The sequence below is a fragment of the Amycolatopsis australiensis genome, from assembly GCF_900119165.1.
Lineage (GTDB): Bacteria > Actinomycetota > Actinomycetes > Mycobacteriales > Pseudonocardiaceae > Amycolatopsis > Amycolatopsis australiensis.
The window spans coordinates 1,748,783-1,772,849 of the sequence record NZ_FPJG01000006.1 but is presented as its reverse complement, the minus strand read 5'-3'; the positions used below and the strand labels follow the sequence as shown (position 1 = coordinate 1,772,849).

21 protein-coding genes are annotated in these 24,067 nt (G+C 71.9%); 9 read left to right on the top strand and 12 right to left on the bottom strand.

Going from position 1 to position 24,067, the window contains the following annotated elements; genetic code table 11:
* Positions 1-750, bottom strand: coding sequence for a hypothetical protein (locus BT341_RS09775; protein ID WP_072475973.1), 750 nt, complete (start codon positions 748-750; stop codon positions 1-3).
* Between the two features lie 146 nt (positions 751-896).
* Between BT341_RS09775 and BT341_RS09770 the strand changes: the two genes are divergently transcribed.
* Entirely contained in the window at positions 897-1,847 is a 951-nt protein-coding gene (locus BT341_RS09770; protein ID WP_072475972.1) for a threonine ammonia-lyase, read from the top strand.
* A 101-nt stretch (positions 1,848-1,948) separates the two neighbouring features.
* On the opposite strand, the gene BT341_RS09765 is transcribed toward BT341_RS09770, so the two are convergent.
* Both BT341_RS09765 and BT341_RS09760 read right to left on the bottom strand, forming a co-directional pair.
* Complete coding sequence (locus BT341_RS09765; RefSeq protein ID WP_072475971.1) at positions 1,949-3,472, bottom strand: MFS transporter; 1,524 nt, start codon at positions 3,470-3,472, stop codon at positions 1,949-1,951.
* Between the two features lie 39 nt (positions 3,473-3,511).
* Complete coding sequence (locus BT341_RS09760) at positions 3,512-4,267, bottom strand: GntR family transcriptional regulator (RefSeq protein WP_072475970.1); 756 nt, start codon at positions 4,265-4,267, stop codon at positions 3,512-3,514.
* Between the two features lie 148 nt (positions 4,268-4,415).
* Between BT341_RS09760 and BT341_RS09755 the strand changes: the two genes are divergently transcribed.
* Both BT341_RS09755 and BT341_RS09750 read left to right on the top strand, forming a co-directional pair.
* Positions 4,416-5,462: an SIS domain-containing protein gene (locus BT341_RS09755; protein ID WP_084742812.1), complete on the top strand. Its 1,047-nt coding sequence runs from the start codon at positions 4,416-4,418 to the stop codon at positions 5,460-5,462.
* A complete protein-coding gene (locus tag BT341_RS09750; protein WP_072475968.1) occupies positions 5,459-6,481 on the top strand; it encodes an N-acetylglucosamine kinase in 1,023 nt (340 codons plus the stop codon). The genes BT341_RS09755 and BT341_RS09750 overlap by 4 nt, the downstream gene beginning before the upstream one ends.
* 45 nt (positions 6,482-6,526) lie before the next feature.
* Here the strand turns inward: BT341_RS09750 and BT341_RS09745 are convergent, their stop codons facing one another.
* Positions 6,527-7,189, bottom strand: coding sequence for a DUF3159 domain-containing protein (locus tag BT341_RS09745; protein ID WP_072475967.1), 663 nt, complete (start codon positions 7,187-7,189; stop codon positions 6,527-6,529).
* 253 nt (positions 7,190-7,442) lie between these two features.
* Here BT341_RS09745 and BT341_RS09740 point away from each other — a divergent pair, with 253 nt between their 5' ends.
* The 6 genes from BT341_RS09740 to BT341_RS09715 all read left to right on the top strand — a co-directional run bounded on the left by BT341_RS09740 (position 7,443) and on the right by BT341_RS09715 (position 12,056).
* Positions 7,443-8,255 (top strand): SGNH/GDSL hydrolase family protein, encoded by an 813-nt coding sequence (locus BT341_RS09740; protein ID WP_072475966.1) that lies wholly within the window; start codon positions 7,443-7,445, stop codon positions 8,253-8,255.
* Positions 8,256-8,571: 316 nt separating this feature from the next.
* Positions 8,572-9,315: an OmpA family protein gene (locus BT341_RS09735; protein WP_245804924.1), complete on the top strand. Its 744-nt coding sequence runs from the start codon at positions 8,572-8,574 to the stop codon at positions 9,313-9,315.
* A 14-nt stretch (positions 9,316-9,329) separates the two neighbouring features.
* The gene (locus BT341_RS09730) at positions 9,330-9,722 is read left to right on the top strand and encodes a hypothetical protein (protein ID WP_072475964.1); all 393 of its coding nucleotides are present in this window, start codon (positions 9,330-9,332) and stop codon (positions 9,720-9,722) included.
* 57 nt (positions 9,723-9,779) lie between these two features.
* Positions 9,780-10,256 carry a DUF6932 family protein gene (locus tag BT341_RS09725; RefSeq protein ID WP_072475963.1) on the top strand — a complete coding sequence of 159 codons (477 nt, stop codon included), beginning with the start codon at positions 9,780-9,782 and terminating at the stop codon, positions 10,254-10,256.
* Positions 10,253-11,137: a hypothetical protein gene (locus BT341_RS09720; protein WP_072475962.1), complete on the top strand. Its 885-nt coding sequence runs from the start codon at positions 10,253-10,255 to the stop codon at positions 11,135-11,137. Before BT341_RS09725 ends, BT341_RS09720 begins: the two co-directional genes overlap by 4 nt.
* Before the next feature lie 250 nt (positions 11,138-11,387).
* Positions 11,388-12,056 (top strand): DUF4190 domain-containing protein, encoded by a 669-nt coding sequence (locus tag BT341_RS09715; protein ID WP_072475961.1) that lies wholly within the window; start codon positions 11,388-11,390, stop codon positions 12,054-12,056.
* Between the two features lie 289 nt (positions 12,057-12,345).
* Here BT341_RS09715 and BT341_RS09710 read toward each other — a convergent pair whose 3' ends face one another.
* The 8 genes from BT341_RS09710 to BT341_RS09675 form a co-directional block, all read right to left on the bottom strand.
* On the bottom strand, positions 12,346-15,093 hold the full coding sequence (locus BT341_RS09710; protein WP_072481872.1) for an AfsR/SARP family transcriptional regulator: 2,748 nt from the start codon (positions 15,091-15,093) through the stop codon (positions 12,346-12,348).
* Between the two features lie 405 nt (positions 15,094-15,498).
* A complete protein-coding gene (gene thpD, locus BT341_RS09705; RefSeq protein ID WP_072475960.1) occupies positions 15,499-16,401 on the bottom strand; it encodes an ectoine hydroxylase in 903 nt (300 codons plus the stop codon).
* A gap of 120 nt (positions 16,402-16,521) precedes the next feature.
* Positions 16,522-16,914 (bottom strand): ectoine synthase, encoded by a 393-nt coding sequence (locus BT341_RS09700; protein WP_072475959.1) that lies wholly within the window; start codon positions 16,912-16,914, stop codon positions 16,522-16,524.
* Between the two features lie 11 nt (positions 16,915-16,925).
* Positions 16,926-18,179, bottom strand: a complete 1,254-nt coding sequence (ectB, locus tag BT341_RS09695) for a diaminobutyrate--2-oxoglutarate transaminase (RefSeq protein WP_072475958.1) — start codon at positions 18,177-18,179, stop codon at positions 16,926-16,928.
* Between the two features lie 15 nt (positions 18,180-18,194).
* On the bottom strand, positions 18,195-18,704 hold the full coding sequence (ectA, locus tag BT341_RS09690) for a diaminobutyrate acetyltransferase (RefSeq protein WP_072475957.1): 510 nt from the start codon (positions 18,702-18,704) through the stop codon (positions 18,195-18,197).
* Between the two features lie 230 nt (positions 18,705-18,934).
* A complete protein-coding gene (locus BT341_RS09685; RefSeq protein ID WP_072475956.1) occupies positions 18,935-21,877 on the bottom strand; it encodes a patatin-like protein in 2,943 nt (980 codons plus the stop codon).
* Between the two features lie 114 nt (positions 21,878-21,991).
* On the bottom strand, positions 21,992-23,227 hold the full coding sequence (locus BT341_RS09680) for a DUF445 domain-containing protein (RefSeq protein ID WP_072475955.1): 1,236 nt from the start codon (positions 23,225-23,227) through the stop codon (positions 21,992-21,994).
* 4 nt (positions 23,228-23,231) lie between these two features.
* Positions 23,232-24,023, bottom strand: a complete 792-nt coding sequence (locus tag BT341_RS09675; protein WP_072475954.1) for an Abi-alpha family protein — start codon at positions 24,021-24,023, stop codon at positions 23,232-23,234.
* Between the last annotated feature and the right edge of the window lie 44 nt (positions 24,024-24,067).

Here is a 24,067-nt window from a genome sequence, read left to right as displayed (position 1 = left end):
TCACGGAGTCGGCGTCGGGGCGGCGGCCTTGCTGGTCGGCGCGGTCGTCGTCGCCGGGGCGGAGGTCGACGGCTGCTGCGTCGTCGTGCTCGGGGTCGGCGTCGGGGACTCCGTCGACGTCGTCGGGGCCGTCGACGTCTGCGTCGGGGTGGTGGTCGTCCCCGTCGGGGACACCTGGGTGTCGTCCGTCGACGTCGGCGGGGTCTTCGACGGGGTGGGGTCCGGCCGGCCGCTTCCGCCGCCGCCGAAGATCTTGCCGATGCCCGTGCCCGTTCCGCCCGCCACCTTGCCGTCGGTGGCCGCGTCCACGCCCACCATCGCCACGATCGCCACCGCGAACGCGACCACGCTCGTGCCGATGATCAACGGCCAGCGCAGTTTCCGCAGCCGGTCGGACAGCCGTGCGGGGGTCTCCTCAGGTGGCTTCAGCCGGACCGTCGGCTGGTCCGTGATCGGCACCTCCGCCGCCGACGGCACCTCGGGCACCCGCCGCCGGATGCCGGACGTCGCCAGCTGGCGCGCCTTGAGCGCCGCCTCGCGGGTGCGCTGCAACGAGCGCAGGTACAGTTCGCTGCCGACCGTCGACACCACGCTCGCCACGCCGGCGCCGACCACCGTGCCCGCCACACCGAGCGTCGAGCCCAGCAGCGCCGCCGTCACCGCCGCGAGCGCCGCCGCCAGCACCTGCGCGATCCTCAGGCCGGACTTCTCTTCCTTCGCTTCGGAAGCCGCTGCGTTCTCCTTCGTCATGATCCCGATCTGGTAGTCCGTGTTCTCCCCTGTTCAACGTGTAAGGCGTGCGAAGCACTCCCCGCGTTGCCGGAGCGTGAGGAGCACCACTCCAACTGTCCATTTTAGACACTCCGCGGCGGGCGTTTTCTTGACATACTCGGCACATGGAACTGGTGACGATCTCTGACATCGAGGCCGCCGCGGAGCGCGTCCGAGATGTCGCCGTGCGCACGCCCCTGTTGCTCCAGACGTGGGATCCCCGCGGAACCCTGTGGCTCAAACCCGAAAGCCTCCAACCGGTCGGCGCGTTCAAGGTGCGGGGCGCGTTCAACGCGATCGCCACCCTCGACGAGGAACGGCGTACCCGCGGTGTCATCGCCTACTCGAGCGGCAACCACGCGCAGGCAGTCGCGTACGCCGCGCAGCGGTACGGGGTGCCGGCGGTGATCGTCGTGCCGGATGTCGCGCCGCGGATCAAGGTCGAGGCCACCCGTTCCTACGGCGCCGAGGTGATCGAGGTGCCGATCGGCGAACACGAGGCCAAAGCGCACGAACTGGCCACCGAACGCGGGCTGACCCTCGTGCCGCCCTACGACGACGCGGCCATCATCGCCGGCCAGGGCACGGCGGGGCTCGAAATCGCCGAGGACCTCCCGGACGTCGAGGTCGTGCTGGTGCCGGTGAGCGGCGGCGGGCTGGCCGCGGGCGTCGGCACCGCGATCAAGGCCCGCGCCCCGCGGGCCCGGGTGATCGGCGTCGAGCCGGCGCTGGCGGCGGACACGGCCGAGGGGCTGCGGCTGGGCCGCCAGGTGGACTGGCCGCAGGCCGACCGCGCCCGCACGATCGCCGACGGCCTGCGCGCGCAGCCGTCCGAGCTGACCTTCGCCCACCTGCGGAAAGTCGTCGACGACATGGTCACGGTGACCGAGGACGAGATCCGCGAGGCGATGCGCACCCTGGCGCGCAAGGCCCGCCTGGTGGCGGAGCCGAGCGGCGCGGTGACGACGGCGGCGTACCTGTCCCACGCGGGCGAGCTGCCACCGGGACGCACGGTCGCGCTCGTCTCGGGCGGCAACGCCGACCCGGCGATGTTCGCGGAGATCCTGGCGGGCTAGCGAGGCCCGAAGCGCCCCAATGTGGCCTTCGGTGCGTGAGACGCAACCAAGGCGGCCTTCGGTGCGTCACACGCAACCAAGGCCGCCTTGGGGCGCTCGGGTCAGGAGCCCGCGACCGGGGTGCCGCCGCGGATGTGGGTCGGCGGGCCCTCCACTCCGCAGTGGTAGCACTCGCCCAGGTGCGGGCACTCGTCCTCGGCCTTGGGCGGCTCCGCCGGCGGGGCCAGCACGCCGTTGTGGATGCCCAGCGCGATCAGGCCGCCCGCGATCGCCAGTGCCGCGCAGATGACCAGCGCCGTCCGCCAGCCCGCCGTCAACGCCGCCGGGTCCGCGTACGACTCGCCCGTCAGCCCCGCCGCGGCGGGCAGCACCGCGACCGCCAGCAGCCCGCCCGAGCGGGCGATCGCGTTGTTGACGCCGGACGCGACGCCGGCGTAGCGGTCCGGGGCCGCGGCGAGCACCGTCGCGGTCACCGGGGCCACCACCGTCGCCAGGCCGAGCCCGAACACCACCACCGCGGGCAGCACCGCGCCGAGGTACGACGCGCCCGGCGCGATCCGCAGCATCAGCAGCATCCCGATGCCGACGACGATCGGGCCCACCACCAGCTGTGTCCGCGGGCCGATGCGCTGGGCCAGCGCGCCGGAGCGGCCCGACAGCAGCAGCATGATCACCGTCAGCGGCAGGCCGGCCAGCCCGGACGCCGTCGGCGAGTAGTGCAGCGACACCTGCAGCTGCATCACCATCAGCATCATCACGCCGCCGAGTGCCGCGTAGACGACGAACGTCAGCGCGTTCGAGAGCGTGAAGGTCCGGTCGCGGAACAGCGACGGCGGCACCAGCGGCTCGGCCGAGCGGTGCTGGATGATGACGAACGCGGTCAGTCCCGCGAGGCCGAGCAACCCCGCGACCAGCACGATCGGGTCGCCGACGCCGCGTCCCGGCGCCTCCACCAGCGCTCCGGTCACCCCGGCGAGGCCGATCGCGCCGAGCGCGGCGGCTCCGAAGTCCGGGTGCCCGGTCGCGTCCGGGTCGCGGGACTCGGGGACGAACCGCCGGGCCAGCAGCACGACGGCGAGCGCGATCGGCACGTTGATGAGGAACGCCAGCCGCCACGACCAGACCTGGACGAGGAAGCCGCCGAGCAGCGGACCCGCGGCCGCCGCGATGCCGCCGAGGCCGGACCAGGCGCCGATCGCGCGGGCGCGGGCGTCGTGCGCGAACGACGACTGGAGGATCGCCAGCGACCCCGGGGTCAGCAGCGCGCCGCCGATGCCCTGCAGGATCCGCATCGCGACGAGCATCTCGGTCGACACGGCGGCCGCGCACAACCCGGAGGCGACGCCGAACCAGACCACGCCGATGAGGTACATCCGGCGCCTGCCGTACCGGTCGCCCAGCGAGCCGGCGACCAGGATCAGCGCGGCGAGCGCCAGCAGGTAGCCGTCGAGGATCCACTGGAGCCCGGCGACGGACGCGTTCAGCTCGGCGCCGATGCGGGGCAGGGCGACGTTGACGATGGTGCCGTCGAGCATCGCCATGCCCGACCCGAGGATCGTGGTGGCGAGCACGCCCCGCGCGGCGTGGGTGCCCCACCGGATCCCGGTGTCCTCAGTGGCAGTCACCCCGCCACTCCACCGCGCCGGGACAGCCCCGTCAACTGCTCACGGCAGCAGCGTGGTGACGAACTTGTACCGGTCGCCGCGGTAGACCGAGCGGGCGTACTCGACCGGCTTGCCGTCGGTGGCGAACGAGTGCCGGGTCAGCCGCAGCACCGGCATGCCGACGTCGGCGCCGAGCATCTCCGCCTCCTCCGGGCCGGCGAGCGACGTCTCGATCGACTCCTCGGCGCGTTCCAGCTCGACGCCGTAGTGCTCGCGCAGAACGGCGTACAACGAGCCGCCCGCCGAGATGTGCTTGCGCAGCCCGCGGAAGCGGCCGGCGGGCAGGTGCGACGTCTCCAGTGCCATCGGCTGCGAATCGGCCAGTCGAAGCCGTCGAAGGCGAAGAATTTTCGCACCGGTGCGGATGCCGAGCAGCTTCGCGAGGTCGCCCTCGGCCGGCAGCTCCTCGAGCTCCAGCAGCTTCGACGACGGCTTGAGACCCTGGCGCCGCATGTCCTCGGTGTAGGAGGACAGCTGCAGCCGCTGCGCGAGCTTCGGCTCGGCCGCGAAGGTGCCCTTGCCCTGCACGCGGTGCAGGCGGCCCTCGGCGGTCAGGTCGGCCAGCGCCTGGCGCACGGTGGTGCGGGAGACCGTGAACTCGCCGGCGAGCGCGCGTTCGGTCGGGATCGGCGACCCGGGCGGGAGCACGTCCAGGAGATCGAGGAGGTGCTGCTTCAGTGCCCAGTACTTGGGCTCGCGCTGCCCGCGCATCCCGGCGACGGCGCCCGCCTCGCCCGTGGTGGTGGTCTCCAACATGCCCGACTCCCTATGTCTTCCCTCATCGCACGCCACGTCCCCGTAAGAAACGTACCCTTTTCCCCATCAGCGCCGCCCCACTAACATTGGTCTAGACCTGACCGACGCCGCCTGAGTCCGGTACATAATGCCGGAGGTGGAGAGGAAAATGATGACCGAACAACGGCCCGGCGAGCACATGGCCGCGGAGATCGCCCAGCAGCCGGACGTCCTGGCGGGACTGGTGGCGCGTCAGGCGGAAATCGCCCAGGTGGCGGAAAAGATCTCACAACGTCCGCCGCGCTTCGCCCTCCTCGCCGCGCGTGGATCGAGCGACCACGCAGCGTTGTACGCGAAGTACCTGATCGAGGTACTCCTCGGCCTTCCGGCCGGTCTCGTTTCGCCGTCCACGGCGACGCTCTACGGCGCCCGGCCGGACCTGCGGGACGTGCTGTTCGTCACGGTCAGCCAGAGCGGTGGCTCGCCTGACCTGATCGAGGTCACCGAAACGGCGCGGCGCCAGGGCGCGCTGACGGTCTCGGTGACCAACACGCCGGACTCGCCGCTGCGGGCGGCGTCGGAGCTCGGCGTCGACATCGGCGCCGGCGTCGAGCAGGCCGTCGCCGCGACCAAGACGTATTCCGCGACGCTGATGGCGCTCTACCTGCTCATCGACGCCGTCCGCGGCGGCAAGGCGGCCGACGCCGAGAAGATCGGCGAGCTGGCGCAGCAGACCCTGGACGGCGCCGCCGAGGGCGTGCAGCGCGCGGTCGACCGGTACCGCTTCGTGGACCGGGTCCTCACCACCGGCCGCGGCTACTCCTACGCCACCGCGCTCGAAGGCTCGCTCAAGCTCGCCGAGACCAGCTACCTCGCCGCCCGCGCGTACAGCGGCGCGGACCTGCTGCACGGCCCGGTCGCGGCGGTCGACGGCGAGACCGCGGTGCTCGCGGTCACCAGCGCCGGCCACGGCGGCCGCGCGATGCACGAGGTCCTCGAGGCGGTCGGCAAGCGCGGCGCGGACGTCCTCGCGGTCGGCTCGGCCGCCGCCGAGGTGCCCGCGGCGCTGCGCATCGACGTCGCGCCGACGGCCGAGGAGCTGGCGCCGATCCTGGAGATCCTGCCCATCCAGCGGATCGCGCTGGGCCTCTCGCTCGCCCGCGGCGGCGACCCGGACAGCCCGCGCGGCCTGCTGAAGGTGACCAAGACGCGGTGAGCTTCGCGATCGGCGTGGACGCCGGCGGGACGTCGACCAGGGCCGCACTGGTCGACGCCGCCGGCGCGGTACTGGGCACCGGGCGCGGCGAAGGCGCCAACCCCAACGCACACGCGCCCGAGGTCGCCGCGAGCCGGATCGCCGGCGCGATCACCGAGGCGCTGGGCTCGCGTGACCCGGGTGAAGTGCGGGCCTGCGTCGTCGGCATGGCCGGGATCAGCAAGCTGAGCGACCCGGAGATCGCGGCGGTGTTCGACGCGGCGTGGGCGCGGATCGGCCTGGCCGGGGTCGTCCGGGTCGTGGCCGACGCCGAAGTGGCGTACGCGTCGGCGACGTCGGCACCGGACGGAACCGTGCTGGTGGCGGGCACCGGGTCGATCGCGGGCCGGATCCGCAAGCGGCGGCTGGCCGGCACCGCGGGCGGCTACGGCTGGCTGCTCGGCGACGAGGGCTCGGCGTTCTGGCTCGGCCGCGAGGCCGTCCGATCCACTTTGGAGGCTCTCGGCCGCGGCCTGCCGCTCGACGGGCTCCCGTCGGCGGTGCTCGCCGCCGCGCTCGGACCGTCCGGTTTGGACGTCCGGACCGACGCCGGGCGGCTCGCCGCGTCACGGGCGCTGATCACGGCGGCCAACGCCGAGGCACCGGTCCGGCTCGCCCGCTTCGCCCCGTTGGTGAGCGCGGCGCACGACGCCGGCGAGCCCGCGGCGCGCGCGATCGTCGCCCGCGCGGCGGAGCTCCTCGTCGCCAACGCCCTCGCCGCGCGCGAGCCCGGCGAGTCGACCCCGGTCGTGCTCGTCGGCTCGGTGCTCACCGGAAAGAGCCCGGTGGGCGACCTCGTGCGCCGCGGATTGTCCGGTCTGGAGGTGCTGACCAGCTCCGATGGGGTGCTCGGGGCGGCCTGGCTCGCCGCCGTCGACGCCTTCGGCGAAGGGGTGGTTAGACCAGTATTTCCCCAGAAATCGAGCAAAACATGGCGCGAAGACGCCAAAACGTCGACTGAACCCGGGGATTCCGGGTAACGTAGGCAGTGGCCCCCGGACCCTCCCCCCTCGCCGGGGGCCGCCTTATGTCCTGGGTAGGTCGTCCGGCCGGGTTTCCGGAGCCAGGCGCAGGCCGGGATGCTCCGGCGGCAGCGCCCGGTAGAGGACCCAGCCGCTCACCGCGACGGTCAGCGCGACCAGCGGCCACGACAGCACCGTCCGGGCCACGCCGAGCGCGATCACCTGGCCGGACCACCAGAGCAGGCCGTAGACGACGACCCTGAGCGTGTACTGCCCGAACACCCAGACCCAGCTGGCGCGCGAGTACGCCTTCAGCAGCACCGGGTCGCGGCGCCAGCGCGTCTTCTGGCCGAGCACCAGCCCGACGACGACGCCGAGCAGCGGCCAGCGGACCACGATGCTGGCCGCCCAGAGCAGCGCGCTGGCCACATTGGACATCAGCTGGAGGAGGAAGAAGTCCTGCGCGCGTCCGGTGTGCAGGGCGATCAGCGCGGCCGCGACGACGGCGGCGAGGCTGACGACCAGCGCCCGGACCTTCCCGCCGCGGGTGATCCGGTAGATCCCGAGCGCCACGGCGACGGCGATGGCGGCGCCGGCCCCCCAGGCGATGGACTGCCCGGCCGCGAGCCAGCCGGCGACGAAGCCGACGGGCGGGATGCTGGCGTCGAGCGCGCCCCGGCGGCCGCCGAGGATCTGCGCGAGCGACTCACGGGGTTCTGGGGACACGCCTCCAGCCTGCCCGAACGCGCCGCGCGGGCTCCAAGAGGGGAGATTTTCGCCACACCGGGTGTGGTATTCGCCTTCGAGTGTGCTGTGTCACGGCATGCGGAAGGTGAAGACTACGTAATAGAGAGGCGGGGAAGGCCGACAAGATAAGACACTGTGACCGCAGGCTGAACACCGGTGGGGCCCAGCTGGTTAGTTGTGGTGTACAACTAGCTGTCGGGGACGTCGGCGCAGGATGGGAAGGGGACCCAACGTGTACGGATTCGACAGCTACGTGGCGCTCGGTGACAGCTTCACCGAGGGCCTCAACGACGAATTACCGGACGGCTCCTTCCGCGGCTGGGCCGACCGGCTGGCGGAGATCCTGGCGGCGGGCCGCCCCGGCTTCCAGTACGCGAACCTGGCGCTTCGCGGCAAGATGATCGACGAGATCATGGACGAGCAGCTCCCGATCGCGCTGGAGCTCAAGCCAGATTTGGTGACGCTCTGCGCGGGCGGCAACGACATCATCGTCCCGGGCGCGGACGTCGACGCGGTGGCGGAGCGCTTCGAAGAGGGCGTCGCCAAGCTGCGCGAGGCGGGCATCCCGGTGCTGATCTTCAACGGCCCGGACACGAAGGTCCTGTCGGTGATGTCGGTCCTGCGCGGCAAGGTGGCGATCTACAACACGCACCTGTGGGCGATCGCGGAGCGCCACGGAGCCCGCGTGGTCGACCTGTGGGCAATGGGCCCCCTCCACGACCGCCGGGCCTGGAGCGACGACCGCCTGCACTTTTCCCCGGAGGCCCACCGCCGCATCGCGTTGAAGTCGGCGGAGGTACTGGGCGTCCCGGTGGCGGGCGACTGGCGCGAGCCATGGCCGCCGGAGGCGGTCCAGAGCCGCTGGATCGACTCGCGGCGATCGGACCTGACGTGGACGAAGGTGCACTTGCTGCCGTGGATCCGCAGGCAGCTGCGCGGCGAGTCGATGGGCGACGGCCTCTCCCCGAAGCGGCCGGAGCTGGCGCCGTTCGTGCCGTTGGACATGCTCGAGGTGCCGGAGACTCCTCGGCAGCAGGCCAGCTGACGGGTCTTTCGGTCTCGGAGGCCACTGCCGGGGGTGCCGGTGGTGGCCTTCTTGCTGTGCAGGGCTTGACCGCCGGCGGCCTGGCTGGCCGCCTCGTCGGCTTCGGCCAGCTCGGCTTGCCGGGTTGGCTCCGCGGCCCGCCCGGCGCGGTGGGCTCCGTGACCCACAGCCCGGTTCGCTCGGCGCCTCCGACGGAAAGTGCCCGTGCGATCACTCCGCCGCCAGTTGTCCACATGTCGACTCGGCTGGGGACAACTTGTGGACTACCACTCTTCCCCGGCTCGCCAACCCGCGTCGCCCGGCTTACAGTCCCCTTATGTCCGGTGGTCGTCGCTGGATCCTCGTGGTCCTGATCGCGGTGCTGGTCACCGCGGTGCTCGCGGGGATCGTCACCTGGGCGCAGGCCGGGAACATCCAGCGGGACCTCACCACCGCCGCGCAGGCCGCCCTCGCCGACGCCGGGCTCGCGCAAGGCCACGTCAGCTTCGACGGCCGGGACGCCACCCTCAGCGGCTTCCCGCCCGATCAAGCCCTACGCGCCCTCGAAGTCGTCCAGCACGTCGATGGGGTGCGGGCCGCTCAGCTGCAGGGCGACGTCACTCCCGTCGCCCCCGGCCCCGCCCCGACCCCGGTCCCCAGCACGACCGCTCCCGCCACCAGCAGCCCGCCGCCGACCACGTCCGCCACCGCTCCGCCGCCGCCCACCGACAAGGCCGGGGTGCAGGCCGAGATCGACCGGATGCTCGCCGAGACGCCGATCACCTTCGTACCGGACACCGCCCGGCTCACTCCCGAAGGGGAGCAGGCCGCCCGCGCCGTCGCCGTCGCGCTCGCCAAGTCGCCGGACACCTTCCGGTACCGCGTCACCGGCCACGCCGCCCAGGGACCCGGCAGCGAGAGCGCCGCGCTGCAGCTGTCCCGGGACCGCGCGCGGGCCGTCGTGCGGATCCTCACCACCAGCGGCCTGGCCGCCAAGCGCGTCACCTACCGGGGGCTGGGCGACACCCGGCCGGCCACCGGCGGCGAAGAGGACCGGCGCGTCGAGATCACCGTCGTTTGAGGGGTGAGTAGCAGATGTTGTGGCTGTTCGGGCAGATCTGGCTGTGGCTGATCGTCGCGTTCCTCCTCGGCGCGCTCACCTCGTGGCTCGTCCTGCGCGGTGCCCGCCGCCCGCAGGCCCGGCCGGAGCCCGTCGAGGAGGCCCGCCACGAACCCGAGCCGGAGCCACTCGCCGCCGAGCAGACCCAGTTCATCCCGGCCGCCTGGGCGCAGCACGAGCCGTCCCGGATCGAGCACGCCCACGACGACGAAGAGCCTGAGCCGGTCGGCCACCGCGAAGGGCATCTCCCGCTGCCGCCGCAGCGCGGGGCCGAGGCCGAGGACTGGCCCACCGAGGACGAACCGGCCTGGCCGGAGAGCGAAGAGGCCGCCCCGCCGTGGCCGCACCAGCCTGGGCGCGGCGGCTGACACCCATCCTGGTAAATTCGGCTACGCACTGTGAGCGAAGCCTGAGGAGGGGGTGGCGTGGCGCTCCCCCATTGGACGTCGCAGCAGGTCCTGCCACCGGGCCGCCACGCCTGCGACCTCGCCGACGTCTACGAACGCCTGGTGTTCGACGCCCCGCACCAGAACGAGCGCGAGATCCTCTTCAGCGCGCTCAACAGCTACCTCGGCGTGGCCCGGCGGATCATCCCGTCCGGCCGGGCCTGGATCGGCGGCGAGCTGATCGTCCGCAGCGCCCACCCGCCGCGCGGCCTCGACGTCGTCCTCATCCCGGACGAGTGGGGCGCGCTGAAGCGGCTCGACGACGCGGGCCGGTCGGCGCTGTACGGCCTGCTCACGCTGCGCGGGGTCATCGTCGGCCAGCCCGCGATGTACCTCGACCAGGTGCAACCGGTCGGGGGCATGCTGGACGGCTTCCTGTGCCGTCCCGGCGACGAGGACACCTGGGCCGAGGTCTGGGCCGACGGCGGCAGGGGCTACCCGGAGATGATCTGGTGAGGAACGAGTTCCGGCGCATCGCCGACGAGATCCCCGGCGGCACGTGGCTCGACGACCTGGCGCGTGCCTCCGCGATGGCGGCCAACGCCAAGTTCGAGCGGACGTCCCGCTCGCCGCTGCTGCACGTGTCGGTGATCGGTGAGCAGACCATCGACGCCTACACCTTCTCCGACATCAGCCGCGCCCTGCAGGACGCGACGGCCAAGATCGGGCACATCATCCGGAACCCCGCCGGCGAGGTCACGATCGTCCAGCAGGCCGATCGCGACAAGGCGCCGCTGATCCAGCGCGGCCAGGCGGGCAACGCGATCTTCTTCGGCTTCCCGGAACTCGACGTCACCGACGACGCGCTGATCATCGACGGTATCGAGACGCTGTCCGAGCGCGCGGTCAAGGAGCTGTGCGACTTCCTGCCGGCGAACGGGTCCGACGACGGCGCGCTCGACGCCGTGCTGCTCCAGCGCGACACCGTCCGCAACGCCGTCAGCGACATCGTCAACGCCGTCGCGAAGAACGCCGGCATCGGGATGGCGCTGACGCCGACCTCCGGCGAGCAGGTCACCCGCAGCATGACGACCGAGCAGGCGCGGATCCTGCAGGGCAGCCTCCGCGAGTCCCGCGAGGAGGTCGGCTACGAGACCGTCCGCGGACGGCTCGACGGTGTCCGCACCCGGCGCCGCATCTTCTACCTCGACCGCGAGTCGGGTGGGACGATCCAGGGCGCGGTGGCGCCGGACCTGCTCGACCAGATCAAGGAGAACCTCGACCGGCCGGTGACCGCCCGGCTGCGCGTCGTGCGCACGACGACCATTGACGGCCGGCGCGGCCGTCCCGTTTTCGAGCTGCTCGAAATCACTCCCGAAGTGAGCCTTTTCGACTGAGAAGTCTGGCTTGCGACTTTCGTCTTGACCGCCGGTACCGACGGTCGTCGTGGGCCGAACGGCCACGAAAACAGTGGGAATCCCGATATTCTTCGCATTGATCACCGGGCCACACCCTGCGCGCGATGTCAGGAAATACCGATACCTCGCGCGAAATGGTGGGACAATGACTTTTTCCAGAATGTAACAATTTCGTTCGCGGGCACTCTTATGGGTTAACGTCGTCGCACTCGCACCCGAAGGGGCTCGCATGATGACCGACCCGCAGTACCCGCCGCCGACCACCGCGCGCCACGGACGGCCCGCGCCACCGGTGACGGCCACGGAGCGTCGTCAAGCCAACGCGAAGCGCGGGCGGAACGTCCTCGCCGCCGCGGGCCTGGTGCTCGGCGCGGCCGCGCTGGTCGTCGCCTTCGTCCCGGACATCGGGTACGTCGCGTGGCCGCTGGCCGGGATCGGGCTGGTCCTGGCGATCGTCGGGTTGGTCCAGGCCAGGCGGGGTGCGGTGGGCGGCCGCGGGCTGGCGATCACCGCCACCGTGGTCTCGGTCGCCGCGCTGCTCTCGACGGCCGGGGTGCTGCTGTACGGGACGTTCCTCGGCGGCGGCGAGACCGGGCTGCACCTGCCCGCGGTGGCCGGGGACAAGCACTCCGTGACGTTCCAGGTGACCTCGGCCGGCGGTGCCACCGTCCGCTACGGCAGCCTGTCGGACCAGCGGACGGAAAACGCGCCCGCGAGCACCGACGCGTGGGAGGGCAAGGCGTCCTACAACAGTGGCTCGTACCTGCTGACGCTGACCGCGGACACGCGCAATTCGAACGTGAACAACGAAATCCGCTGCGCCATTCTGGTCGACGGCCGGAAGGTCGCCGAAAACAGCGGGACGACGATCGCGCTATGCACGGCGAACGTGGGCTGAGCCGCCTGGCGACCGGCCGGCCTACCCCCACTTCGGCCGGCCGGGCCGCCACGAGCCGCTCCTGGCGGCTCCCGGCCCCGGCGGGTTTTCCCGCGCGGGGCTTGGCGCCGGCTTCTCAGCCTGCCCCTCCCCTAGGGCTCTGCCGGCACTGCCGAACCTACGCGGACACGGCCCGGCGACACTAAGAATCCACTAAGGATTGACCGCGGGCACCGGGCCGTGACCTATTCGCAACCGTCATTCTCTCCACAAATGTGGATCATCGCCGAAGAGTTGTCGCGCCAAAGTCTCACTCCAGTTGCGCGAGTTCCGTGCGGACTTCACCGACCAGCTTCGGATGCACCCGCTCGTAAACGCGGACCGACAACGCCAGCTGCTCCCGGGCGCCGTCCAGGTCGCCCCGCGCGCGCAGCACGCGGCCCAGCGTCAGCCGCAGGGCGCCCTCGCGGATCACCAGCTCGCGGCTGATCGCCAGGTCGATCGCCTCCCACACGTACCGCTCCGCCGCCGGGAGGTCGCCCGCGCGCAACGCGAGCTCGGCGAGCTTGCCCAGCGAGGCCACCACCCGCTCGTCGTCGCCGAGTTCTCGGTCGATGGCCAGCCCCGCCCGCTGGTGGGCGATCGCCTCCGCCAGGCGGCCCGCGCGTTTCTCCGCCTGCGCGCAGCTGCTGAGCGCCTGGCCGCGCAAGGTGACATCCGGGGCCTCCGCGACGGCTTTGGCCAGCCGGTCGATGGCCCGCCGGTGCTCGCCGAGCCGGCTCAGCGCGCGGCCCAGGTGCAGGTCCGCCGACGTCACCAGCCGCGCGTCGGCCGATCCGGCGGCCAGCTCCAGTGCCCGTTCGGCGTCGGCGAGGCCCGCGCCCGGCAGCTCGAACGTCAGCGCGATCTCGCACCGCGCGAGCCGCAGCCAGCACTGGCCGGCGACGTCGCCCGCGGCTTCCGCGGCGGCGACGCCCAGATCCGCCATCCGCGTCCATTCGTCCAGCAGCGGGCAGACGACCCGGTAGCTGTGGACGACCCGCGCCAGCCGCCACACCTCGTCGTGGCGGCCCGCGGCGTACCCGGCGTCGAGGACCGCCAAGAGGTTCGGCCACTCGGCCGCGAACCAGTCCCGCGCCTCGGCCGCGCCGGGCAACGGCGGCGTCGAGTCGCCGTCGAGCACGCCGGTGAAGTCGAGCGGATCGGCGACGGGACCGAGCCGGCGCCGCGCCCGGTCGGCCGCCGCCTGGTAGTAGCGGACCGTCCAGCCGAGCGCCGCTTCCCGCTCCTTCTCGGCCAGCTCCTGCTCCGCGAGTTCACGCAGGTAGAGCCAGACGAGGTCGTGCGGGACGAAGACGTCTCGCGCGGTCTCGTCGATGAGGTTGTGCGCGGCCAGCGCGCGCAGCCGCCGTCGCGCCTCGGTCACCGGGATTTGCGCGACCGCCGCCATCAGGTGCGGGCCGACCATCACCCCGGGCACCGCGCCCAGCTGCAGGAACGTCTCCGCGATCTCGGCGGGCAGGCCGCGGAAGGAGACGTCGAAGGCCGCGCGCACGCCGTCGTCGGCGCCGTCGACCTGCAGCCCGGCCAGCCGGGTGCGCTCGTTGCCGAGTTCGCCGACCAGTTCCTCCACGGTCCGCTGCGCGCTCGCCGAGAGCCGGGCGCCGGCGATCCGCAGCGCGAGCGGGAGGTAGCCGCAGAGCCGCGCGAGGGCGTGGTTGAGGCTCGCCGGACCGGCCAGCTCCTCGATGAGCCGCACGGCGTCGTCCGGCGCCAGCGTGCCGAGCACGCGCTGCTTGGCCGCGTTCGAGACCGCCAACCCGTCGAGGCGGGACCGGCTGGTCACGACCGTCATCGTCCGCGCGCTCGGCGGCAGCAGCGGACGCACCTGCTCGGCGGTGCGGGCGTCGTCGAGCAGCACCAGCATCCGCCGTCCGGCGATCAGCGACCGGTAGAGCGCGACCCGTTCGTGCAGCAGCTCCGGGATCTTCGCGGTTTCGACGCCCAGGCCGAGCAGGAACTGCGTGAGCAGCTCCGCCGGGTCCAGCGGCGGGTGGTGCGGGTCGAAGCCGCGCAGCGACGCGAACAGCACGCCGTCCGGGAACCGCGGCGCGACGCGGTGCGCCCACCACACGACCAGCGTGCTCTTGCCGACCCCGGCGGTCCCGGTGACGACGGCGATCGTCGTCTCGCCCGCTTCGGCGCGCGTGACCAGGCTGTCGAGCCAAGCCAGCTCTTCCTCGCGCCCGGCCAGGCTCGGCACGGCGGCGGGCAGCTGCGAGATGGCCTTGCCCGGCCCGTCGACGGCGGCCGGGGCGGCGACGTCGCGCGCCGGGAGGTCGTCGTTGAGCACGCGCTCGTGCAGCCACCGCAGCTCCGCGCCCGGCTCGACGCCGAGGGTGCGCAGGGTCGCGCGGGAGACGGTCCGGTACAGCTCGAGCGCGTCCCCGCGGCGCCCGGCGTGGTAGAGCGCCCGCATCAGCTGCCCGGCGGTCCGCTCGGCCAGCGGGTCGGCCCGCACGATCGGGCTGAGCTCGACGATCAGCTCGGCGTGCCGGCCGAGGTCGAGGTCCGCGTCGACGCGGGCGCCGTGCACGGCGCGGCGCAGGTCCTCCAGCTCGGGCGCTCGCAGCGAGTCCGGCACGCCACCGAGCGCCGGGCCTTGCCACAGCGAAAGCGCCTCGGCCAGCAGCGCGGCGGCGGTCTCCGGGGTGGCCACCGACGCGCGGTCCAGGAGGCCGCGCGCCCGGTGGACGTCGATGCGCTCGGGTTCGATCTCCAGGCGGTAGCCCGGCGGCGTGGTCAGGATGCGCGGGCCGCCGACGTCACGCAGGATCCGCCGCAGGTGCGAGACGTTGCCGTGGACGATGGTGCGCGCGGTGGCCGGCGGGTCGTGGCCCCAGAGCGCGTCGATGATCTCGTCGAGCCCGACGACCTTGCCGGGCTTGAGGGCGAGGAGGGCGAGCAGGCCGCGGACGCCGGGCCCGCCGATGGGGATCGCGACGTCGCCGTCGAACAGCTGGACGGGCCCGAGCAGCTGGAGCCGGATTTCGGCCATGCTCGCGCCCACCTCCCCGGGGTCTTCCGGCGTCTCCCTCGCCGGAAAAGTCAACCTACCGTGGTCACCGGCTGTGCCGCAGGGCCGGTACCAGGTGTTTTGGCGGTTCTGCGGATTCCGCAGGCGGAGCAGGAGAGCCGTGCGACATCCACCGGCGCCGGACGTGACACGACCCCGCACCAGCGGTCCCGATCCGCTGGTGCGGGGTCGTGGTGGATCTCCGGCCAGGCCGCCAGGGGGTGCGGTCCGCCCGTCCGCCACCGAGGGCCACCGGGCAGGTGTGCTCACCCCGAGCGAAGCACCCGCCGCCGGTCGTCCGCGAAGACGTGTTGCGCGGGCCACATACCCGCGCGGTGGCGACACGGTAACAAAGCGCACCGGGCCGGTCACCGGCGGGTCGGGCAACTACCGCCTGATCGGCGTCGAGTCGCGGCCCGCGATGAAGGCCGGCCGCGGCGTGGTCGCCGCGAACGGCTCCTGCAGCGCGTTCTCCACGCTGTTGAACACCAGGAAGATGTTCGAGCGCGGGTACGGCGTGATGTTGTTCCCGGAGCCGTGCATGATGTTCGAGTCGAACCACAGCGCCGAGCCCGCCTGGCCGGTGAACTGGTCGATGCCGTACTCGGCCGCCATCTTCGTGATGTCGTCCTCGGTCGGCACGCCCACCCGCTGGTCCTTGAGCGAGCTCTTGTAGTTGTCCTCCGGCGTCTCGCCGGCGCACTGGACGAACGTCCGGTGCGAGCCCGGCATGATCATCAGGCCGCCGTTGAAGGGGTAGTTGTCGGTCAGCGCGATCGAGCAGCTGACCGCGCGCGGGGTCGGCATGCCGTCCTCCGCGTGCCAGGTTTCGAAGTCCGAGTGCCAGTAGAACCCGGTGCCCTTGAATCCGGGCATGTAGTTGACGCGGCTCTGGTGGATGTACACCTCGGAGCCGAGCAGCTGCCGGGCCCGGTCCAGCACGCGCGGGTCGCGCACCAGCTCGGCGATCAGGTCCGAAATCTCGTGGACGTCGAAGATCGACCGGACCTCACCGGTCTTCGCCTCGGTGATCACGCGCTCGTCGCCGGCGAGCGCCTTGTCGCCGGCCAGCCGCACCAGCTCCTGCCAGTACGTCTGCACCTCGCCGACGGACAGCATGTCCTCGACGACGGTGTAGCCCTTGGCGTCGTGGTTCGCCAGCGTGGCGGCGTCGATCGGGCCGTCGGCTCCGGTACCCCACACGGTGGGGTGCACGCGCGGCAGGTGGGCCGGCGTACCGGTGATCCGGGTCGGGTAACCGTCGTCGACCCGGGTGTCCGTCAGCGTCACGGGCTTCGCCTCCTGTTTCCTCTCCGGTTTACTGAGGCTTATTCTGGTCAGGCCGCCACGCCCCGCTCGCACACCGCTGATCAGGGCAAAGTCATGTGGCGGCCGACGGCTGAATAAGCCTCACTGGTCCTCGGTGATCAGCGGGTACACGCCGTTCTCGTCGTGCACCTCGCGACCGGTCACCGGGGGGTTGAACACGCAGACACACTTGATCTCGGTCTTCGGCCGGACCTGGTGCTTGTCGTGGTCGTTGAGCAGGTAGAGCGTGCCGGGCTTGAGCTCGTACACCTTGCCGGTCGCCAGGTCTTCGATCTCGCCCTCGCCGGAGGTGATGAACACCGCCTCGATGTGGTTGGCGTACCAGAAGTCGTTGACCGTCCCCGCGTACAGCGTGGTCTCGTGCACCGAGAAGCCGACGCCCTCCTTGGCGAGGATGATCCGCTTGCTGCGCCAGTTCTCCGTCTTGATGTCGGCGTCGGTGTCGGTGATCTCGTCGAGCGTGCGGACGAGCACGGGCGAACTCCTTACTTCTTCAGGACGGCCTTGACGGACTCGTCGATGATCGACAGGCCCTGCGTCAGCTCGTCGTCGGTCAGGGTCAGCGGCGGCAGCAGCTTCATCACTTCGCCGTCCGGACCGGAGGTTTCCATCAGCAGGCCGCGCGCAAACGCTTCCGCGCAGACCCGGCCGGCCAGCTCGCCGTCGGCGAACTCGATGCCGCGCGCGAGACCGCGGCCCTTGGCGATCAGGTTCGCCTCGGGGTAGGCCTCGACGATGCCGGAGAACGCGGCGGCGATGCGCTCGCCCTTCGCCTTCGTCGACTTCTCCAGCTCGTCGTCGCTCCAGTAGACGTCGATCGCTTCCTTCGCGGTGACGAACGCCGGGCTGATGCCGCGGAAGGTGCCGTTGTGCTCGCCCGGCTCCCAGACGTCCAGCTCGGGCTTGATCAGCGTCAGCGCCATCGGGATGCCGTAGCCGCCGATCGACTTCGACAGGCAGACGATGTCCGGCTTGATCCCGGCGTCCTCGAAGCTGAAGAACGGCCCGGTGCGGCCGCAGCCCATCTGGACGTCGTCGAGGATCAGCAGGATGTTGTGGCGCTTGCAGAGGTCGTCGAGCCCCTTCAGCCACTCCAGGCGCGCGGCGTTGATGCCGCCCTCGCCCTGGACGCCTTCGACGATGACCGCGGCCGGCTCGTTGAGCCCGCTGCCGGAATCCTCCAGGAGCTTCTCGAAGTAGAGGAAGTCCGGCATCGCGCCGTCGAAGTACTTGTCGTAGGGCATCGGGGTGGCGTGCACCAGCGGAACGCCGGCGCCGCCGCGCTTCATCGAGTTGCCGGTGACCGACAGCGCGCCCAGTGTCATGCCGTGGAAGGCGTTGGTGAAGTTGATGACCGCTTCCTTGCCGGTCACCTTGCGCGCCAGCTTCAGCGCCGCCTCGACGGCGTTCGCGCCGCCCGGCCCGGGGAACACGACCTTGTAGCCGAGGCCGCGCGGGTCGAGGATCTTGTCGCGGAAGGTCTGCAGGAAGTCGCGCTTGGCCACGGTGAACATGTCGAGCGCGTGGGTGACGCCGTCACGCTGGATGTAGTCGATGAGCGCCTGCTTCAGCTTCGGGTTGTTGTGCCCGTAGTTCAGCGCGCCGGCCCCGGCGAAGAAGTCGAGATAGGGCTTTCCGCTTTCGTCGTACAGCCAGCTGCCCTGGGCGCGGTCGAACACGACCGGCCAGCCGCGGCTGTAGCTGCGAACCTCGGATTCGAGCTCTTCGAAGATGCTCATGACGTTTCTTTTCTCCTACTCGCCCGGATCTGTGCGTGTCGTGAGCGGACCGATGCGGTAAAGCTCTTCGGGCAGGTGCCCGGCTTCGGGGAAATCCTCCCCGCCGAACAGCACGCTGGTTTCCACCGCGGCGTTCCAGCGCTTGGCGAACGACGTGAACAGCCGGATGGACGCCTCGTTGTCCGGGGTGATGGTGGTCTCGAGGTAACGCACCCCCTCGCCGACCAGACGCGTGTACAGGGCATCGAGCAGCGCTCCGGCCAGGCCTTTCCCGCGCTGGGACGCGTCGACCGCGACCTGCCAGACGAGCGCCGTCGCCGGGTCGTCCGGCCTGCGGTAGGCGATGACGAATCCGACGGCCTCGCCGTCTTCGCGCGCGACGACCGAAGACCCGGCGAAATCGCGGCACCACAGCATGTATGCGTACGGCGAGTTGAGATCGAGCTTGGCGGAATCACGCGCGATTCGCCACAGCTGCGCGCCGTCCGCCTTGGTCGGGGATTCGATCAAGTGCGTTACGGACATACTCAGGAAACGTAACAGAGAATTTTCCGCCCGCCAGCGACGTGGCTCACGACCCCGCCATGACCTGCGGCGACGCGGAGTACCCGGTGAGCAGTCCCACAAACATGTTTGAAGGTGGCGATCATTGGGCACACGCGCGCCTGGGCCGCGCACCCGTGGTTCGCGGTCTCCCCGAACCATGACCCCAAACCCCGGTGATCGCAAGGCGACGGGCCGGACGGGGGACGGCGTCAGGCCCGGTGCCGCAGCCGGCGCCAGAGCCCGCTCACCGGCATCACGACGGCGGGCAGGATCAGCAACCCGGACACCACCAGCCACCACACCGCGCCGTCACCGCGGCGCCAGCCGGCCACGACGTTGCCCAGCCAGCCGAAGAACGGCCGCGCGATCGGGGGCAGGAACGCGGCCAGCAGCAAGGCCGCCACGGCCAGCACGCCCAGCACGGCGAACGCGCGCCGCGGCGCGCGGCCCATGGTCAGCAACGCCGTCGCGAGGTAGACGACCGCGCCGGCCAGCACCGGGAGGCCGACCCACTGCAGGACCGCGCCGCCGTTGCCGCCGATCACCAGCCCGGCCAGCAGCGCCAGCACGCCGGCCACCAGGGAACCGGGCGTGCCCAGCCGGGACGCGCTCTGCGTGACCTTCGCCGTGCTCCTGGCCACCGTCCGCAGGATGCCCGCGACCGTCCGCGGCCAGCCGCCGGGCAGGCGGAACGCCACCGTCCCCGCGTTGACCGTCGCGGCCCCGAGCTTGACCAGCGTGCGCGTCAGCTGCGCGGTGCCCTGCTCACCCGCGAACCTCTCCGCCGAGACCTGGCACGCCTGGAACACGCGCTGCGCGGCGGCCGGCCCGTCGATCGGCTGCGCGGCCCGCGCCCGGAACCCCGCCGACGCCCGGCCGCTGCACCCGCTCACCTCGACGTCGGCGGCGGCCTGCTTCGCCACGACCGGCAGCTCCTCCGCGGCGATCTCCGCCTGCCGCGAGCGGGCCAGCACCATCGCCGTCACCGGCATGCTGACCGGGCGGGCGGCGCCGAACGCGACCGGGCGCAGTCCCGCGTCGAGGCCGAGGAACGCCAGTTCGGCGTCGAGCTGCGCGGTCAGCTGCCCGACCTCGGCGGGTTCGGCGTTGTCGTCGCGGTCGGGTGCGCGCCAGACCGGCGTCAAGGCCGCGACGAGTTCCTCGCGGAACGCCTCCGCGCCGAGGAGGTCGCGGAGGGTCTCCAGCCGCACCGGGTCGAGCAGGCACTGCACCAGCCAGCCGGCGCCGTCGACGCGGCCCCACATCCAGTCGCTGGCGCGCCACGACGACTTGTAGAACGCGCCGAAGTAGCCGGCCTGCATCCCGGTCAGCTTGTCCCGCGACCGGCGCCGCTTGAGGTCCAGCAACGTCCGGGAATCCGCGCTGACCTGCACCAGCTCGACGCGCTGGTCGACCGACGGCGCCTGCGCGAGCAGGCCCCGCGTCGCGACGTGCAGGGCCAGCAGCCGGGCTTGGACGACGTCGTCGGTGGATCCGGGTTCGAGCCAGTCGAGCAGGGTTTCGACCGTGCCGCCGGGCGCTTCTCCGGACAGCGCACGCAATGTCGGCGTCGCGGCCCGCAGCGCCGTCACGACCATCGGCCAGGCCTGCGCGACCGCGTCCGACCGACCGAGACCGGCCCACTCCTCGGCCAGTTCGCGGATCCAGCCCGCAAGTGTGCTGCTCGCGCCGGGCCCGTCGTGCCCGGCGATCCACGCCGCCAGCCGCACGCCCCTGGCGGACTTCCGGCGCGCCGCGTGCAGGCCGGCCCGTGCGTCGTTGAGCTCCTTGGCCTGCGTGGCGTCCGGGCCGAGCCGGAAGCCGGCGTTGATCAGCTGCAGCCCGGTCGCCACGGCGTCGTCGAGCGCGCTCGTGCGGTAGGCCACGAGATCCGCCACGGTCATGGTCGTCGACGGCGGCTCGGGCGGGATGCCGCTGCTCAGTCCGGCGACGGCGACCGCCCGCAGCTGCTGCGACATGCCGGAGGCCCACTCGCGAGCTTCGGTGTCCACACCGGACAGTGCGTACCGGCGGGCGGCGACGCGGACCAGCTCGGCCGCGTCCTCGGCCGTCCGCCGCTCCAGGTAGGCGGCGGAGATGCGCCGGTCGATCAGGCAGTCCGGGCCGCCGCGCAGGCCGAGCGCCGCGAGCGAGACGCGGGTGTCGCGGGTCCGGACGACGGCGTCGTTGTGCCGGGTCAGGTCATCGAGCTCGGCGCTGATCGACTGGCTCATCACCGTGGAGACGACCTTGCTCAGCGCGTTGGACAGCAGCGGCGGATCTGCGGCGTCGCACGCGATCCCGGCGGCGTCCCGCTCGCCGGTCGGCACGACGTAGAGCAGCAGCCGCCGGACGTCCGCGTGGGACGGGCGCTCGAAGATCTCCCGCAGCGCCGGCCTCAGCGGTTTGTTGAGCAGCACGCCGCCGTCGGTCAGCCAGTGCGACCGGGTGAGGTCGGTGTAGGCGGTCATGTCGGGGTGCAGCTCGTCGGCGGCCGCCGTGCCGATGGGCAGCCGCGACAGCTCGAAGGCACCGGGGAAGGACGCGGTGGACCGCGCGGCGAGCGCGAGCGGCCCCTGCACACCTTCTGTCCACAGTGGACCCTCGAAGCGGAAGAGCATCCGGTGCTCGGTGTCGCGCACGAGGTTGCCGAGCGCGTCGTCGAACCGGGTGGTCTCGCCGTCGATCATGGTGCCGGTGAGCAGCACGGTGATGTCCGGCGCCGCCGGCGGCGGGGTGCCGGGATCGGTGATCCGGTGCAGTGCCCGTTCGAGGTCGCCGAGCAGCACGCGGTCGCCGTCGAGCACCGACCGCGGCTGCGCTTCGGCCGGATCGCGGACGAGGTTGTCCAGCGAGCCGATCTCGATCCAGGTGTCACGCAGCACCTCCGGCGTGGAGCCGAAGGCCTCGGCGAGGCCGAGGCAGGCGGCGTTGATCCCACCGGCGCTGGTCCCGGTCAGCACGTCGATGGAGACGGACGCGCGCAGCAGGTCGAGGAGCCTGCGGTAGAGCCCGGGCGCGGCGTCACCCCGGGACTCGCGCAGCAGCTGCGACGTCTCACTGGCGACACCGCCCATCCAGACGGCCAGGCTGGCGCCGCCGACCATCGTCATCGCCAGCCGGATTTCCTGCGGCCACGGTTCTGCGGTCATGGGCTCCCCCGCCCGTCGTCGTCCTGCCGCAGAGTAGAGGCGCGGGGGGCGGGCGGGGATACGTCCGCGGGTACGGCCGATCGGGTGGACTTGCTCGCCCGGACGGCCAGTCCGCTAGCCCGCCAGGTGCTCCAGCAGCAGGACCTGCGCCTCACCGACCGCGAACCCGAGCACCGCGCCCGTCGCGATCAGGATCCACTCGTCCTGCTCGAACGCCGGCCGCAGCAGCCGCTCGAACTCACGCGGGGTCAGCTGCTTCATCTTCGACACCAGCACGTTGCGGATGTCCATCGCGTCGGTCGCGTAGTCCTCGATGTAGCGCATCGTCTCCGGCAGGCGGGACATGATCTGCGACGCGATCGCCAGTTTCATGTCCTGGTACTTCCGGCTGCCCACCGCGAACACCAGCAGCGGCTTCATCCGGCGGCCGAGCTCGCGGTCGAGCTGGCGCTGGATCAGCGCCAGCACCCGGTCCGACAGCGGGCCGTGCAGGATGGCCTCGATGACGTTGTGCGGGGTGATGATCTCCTTGGCGATCAACGACCCGTACGCCTCCGCGACCTCCGCGCGCCGCTTCAGGAACAGGCCCTGCCACGTCACGCCGAAGTACTTGCGCGGCTCGATCGGGTAGAAGATCATCCGCAACGCCAGCCAGTCGGTGAACCAGCCGGTGAACAGGCCGAACACCGGCATGATCGGCGGGAACTTGAACAGCACCCAGGCCACCATCTGGATGACGCCGATCGCGCCGCCGAACACCAGGCCCGAGCGGGCGATGAACTTGAACTCTCGCGCACCCGCCTCCTGGAAGATCCGGTTGAGCAGCCGCTTGTCCTTGACCAGGCTGGTGACCACCATGCCCTTGAGGTCGAACACGCTGTCCACATCGGACTTGATCAGGTCGAGCACGGCCGCGACCATCCGCGGCGACTCGTGCTGGACGCGCTCGATCACCAGCCGCTGCACGCGCACCGGCAGGGACTCCCACAGCCCCGGCTGGTAGGCCGCCGCCACCTCGCGCACGATGTCCTCGACCGCCGAGAGCAGCGGTTTCTCGATCTCCTTCGCGATCCGGCCCGCGTCCAGCCGGGCCACGACCTCCGCCGGCTTGATCAGCTGCTCGGTCATCGTGTCGCAGGCGATGCTCGCCATCCGCGCCGCGCGCTTCGGCACGATGCCCTGCCAGCCGAAGAACGGCTTGACGCCGAGGAACTCCACCGGCTGGAACATCATCCGGATCGCGACGAGCTTGGTGCCGTAGCCGATCAGCGCGGCCACGACCGGGATCGAGACGTAGAGGGGCCAGTGCCGCGCGAAGTCGGCGACGATGCCGCCGAGGAAGGCCCCCATCCCGCTATCCGAAGCTCGGGTCGCAGGCCTGCCAGAACTGCGCCCCCAGGCGCGAGATGTGGATCGTCCGCCGGACGAACTTCGGGCGCTTGACCAGCTTCTCCGCCTCGCGCACCGTCTCGTCGGTCAGCAGGATCTCGTACTGCGTCTCCAGCGCCGGCACCTCTTCGTCGAGGTCGACGAGGCCGAGCCCGATCAGCCGCGTGACGTAGCCGGGCACCTGGTCGGGCAGCGACACCCCGGCCGCCTTGCCGACCGTCGAGGCGTTGCGCAGCGCGACCCGGCCGTTGCCGCCGAGGCCGGTCCGCTCGACGACGTCGACCACCGGGAACGGCGAGCCGTCCGAGAGCGCGGACAGGATGCGGGCCTCGTCCGGGGTCAGCTGGCGGAGGATGATCGCGTAGAAGTATTCGCGGGCCCGGTCGCGGCCGAAGCCGATCGAGTGGTTGAGCAGCTCGGCCATCGCGGCGCGCAGCGGCTCGGCGTGGTTGTCGCGCGCGGGCACGAGCGTGACGGTGGCTTCGACCTTCCCCGGCACGGCCGGGCGGTTCATCGCCGAGGCCGCGGTGAGCGCCGCGTGGTACGGGTCGTCGACCTCGTCGAGCCGGCGCCGCAGCTCGGCCAGCAGCTGGTGCTCGACCTGCCGGACGGTGCGCTCGGCGGTCTCGACGCCCGGGAGCTTCCGGCCGAGCGCGAAGCCGGTGCGCGCGGCCCAGCCCGCCAGCTGCCCGGCGCGGCGCGCGAAGTCGGCCACCTCGTCGGCGGTGCCCCGGCCGTTCGGTCGCTCTGCGTTCACCGGCGGACTCCCCTCTGCGTTCGGGCTGATGCTACCTGCGGGTA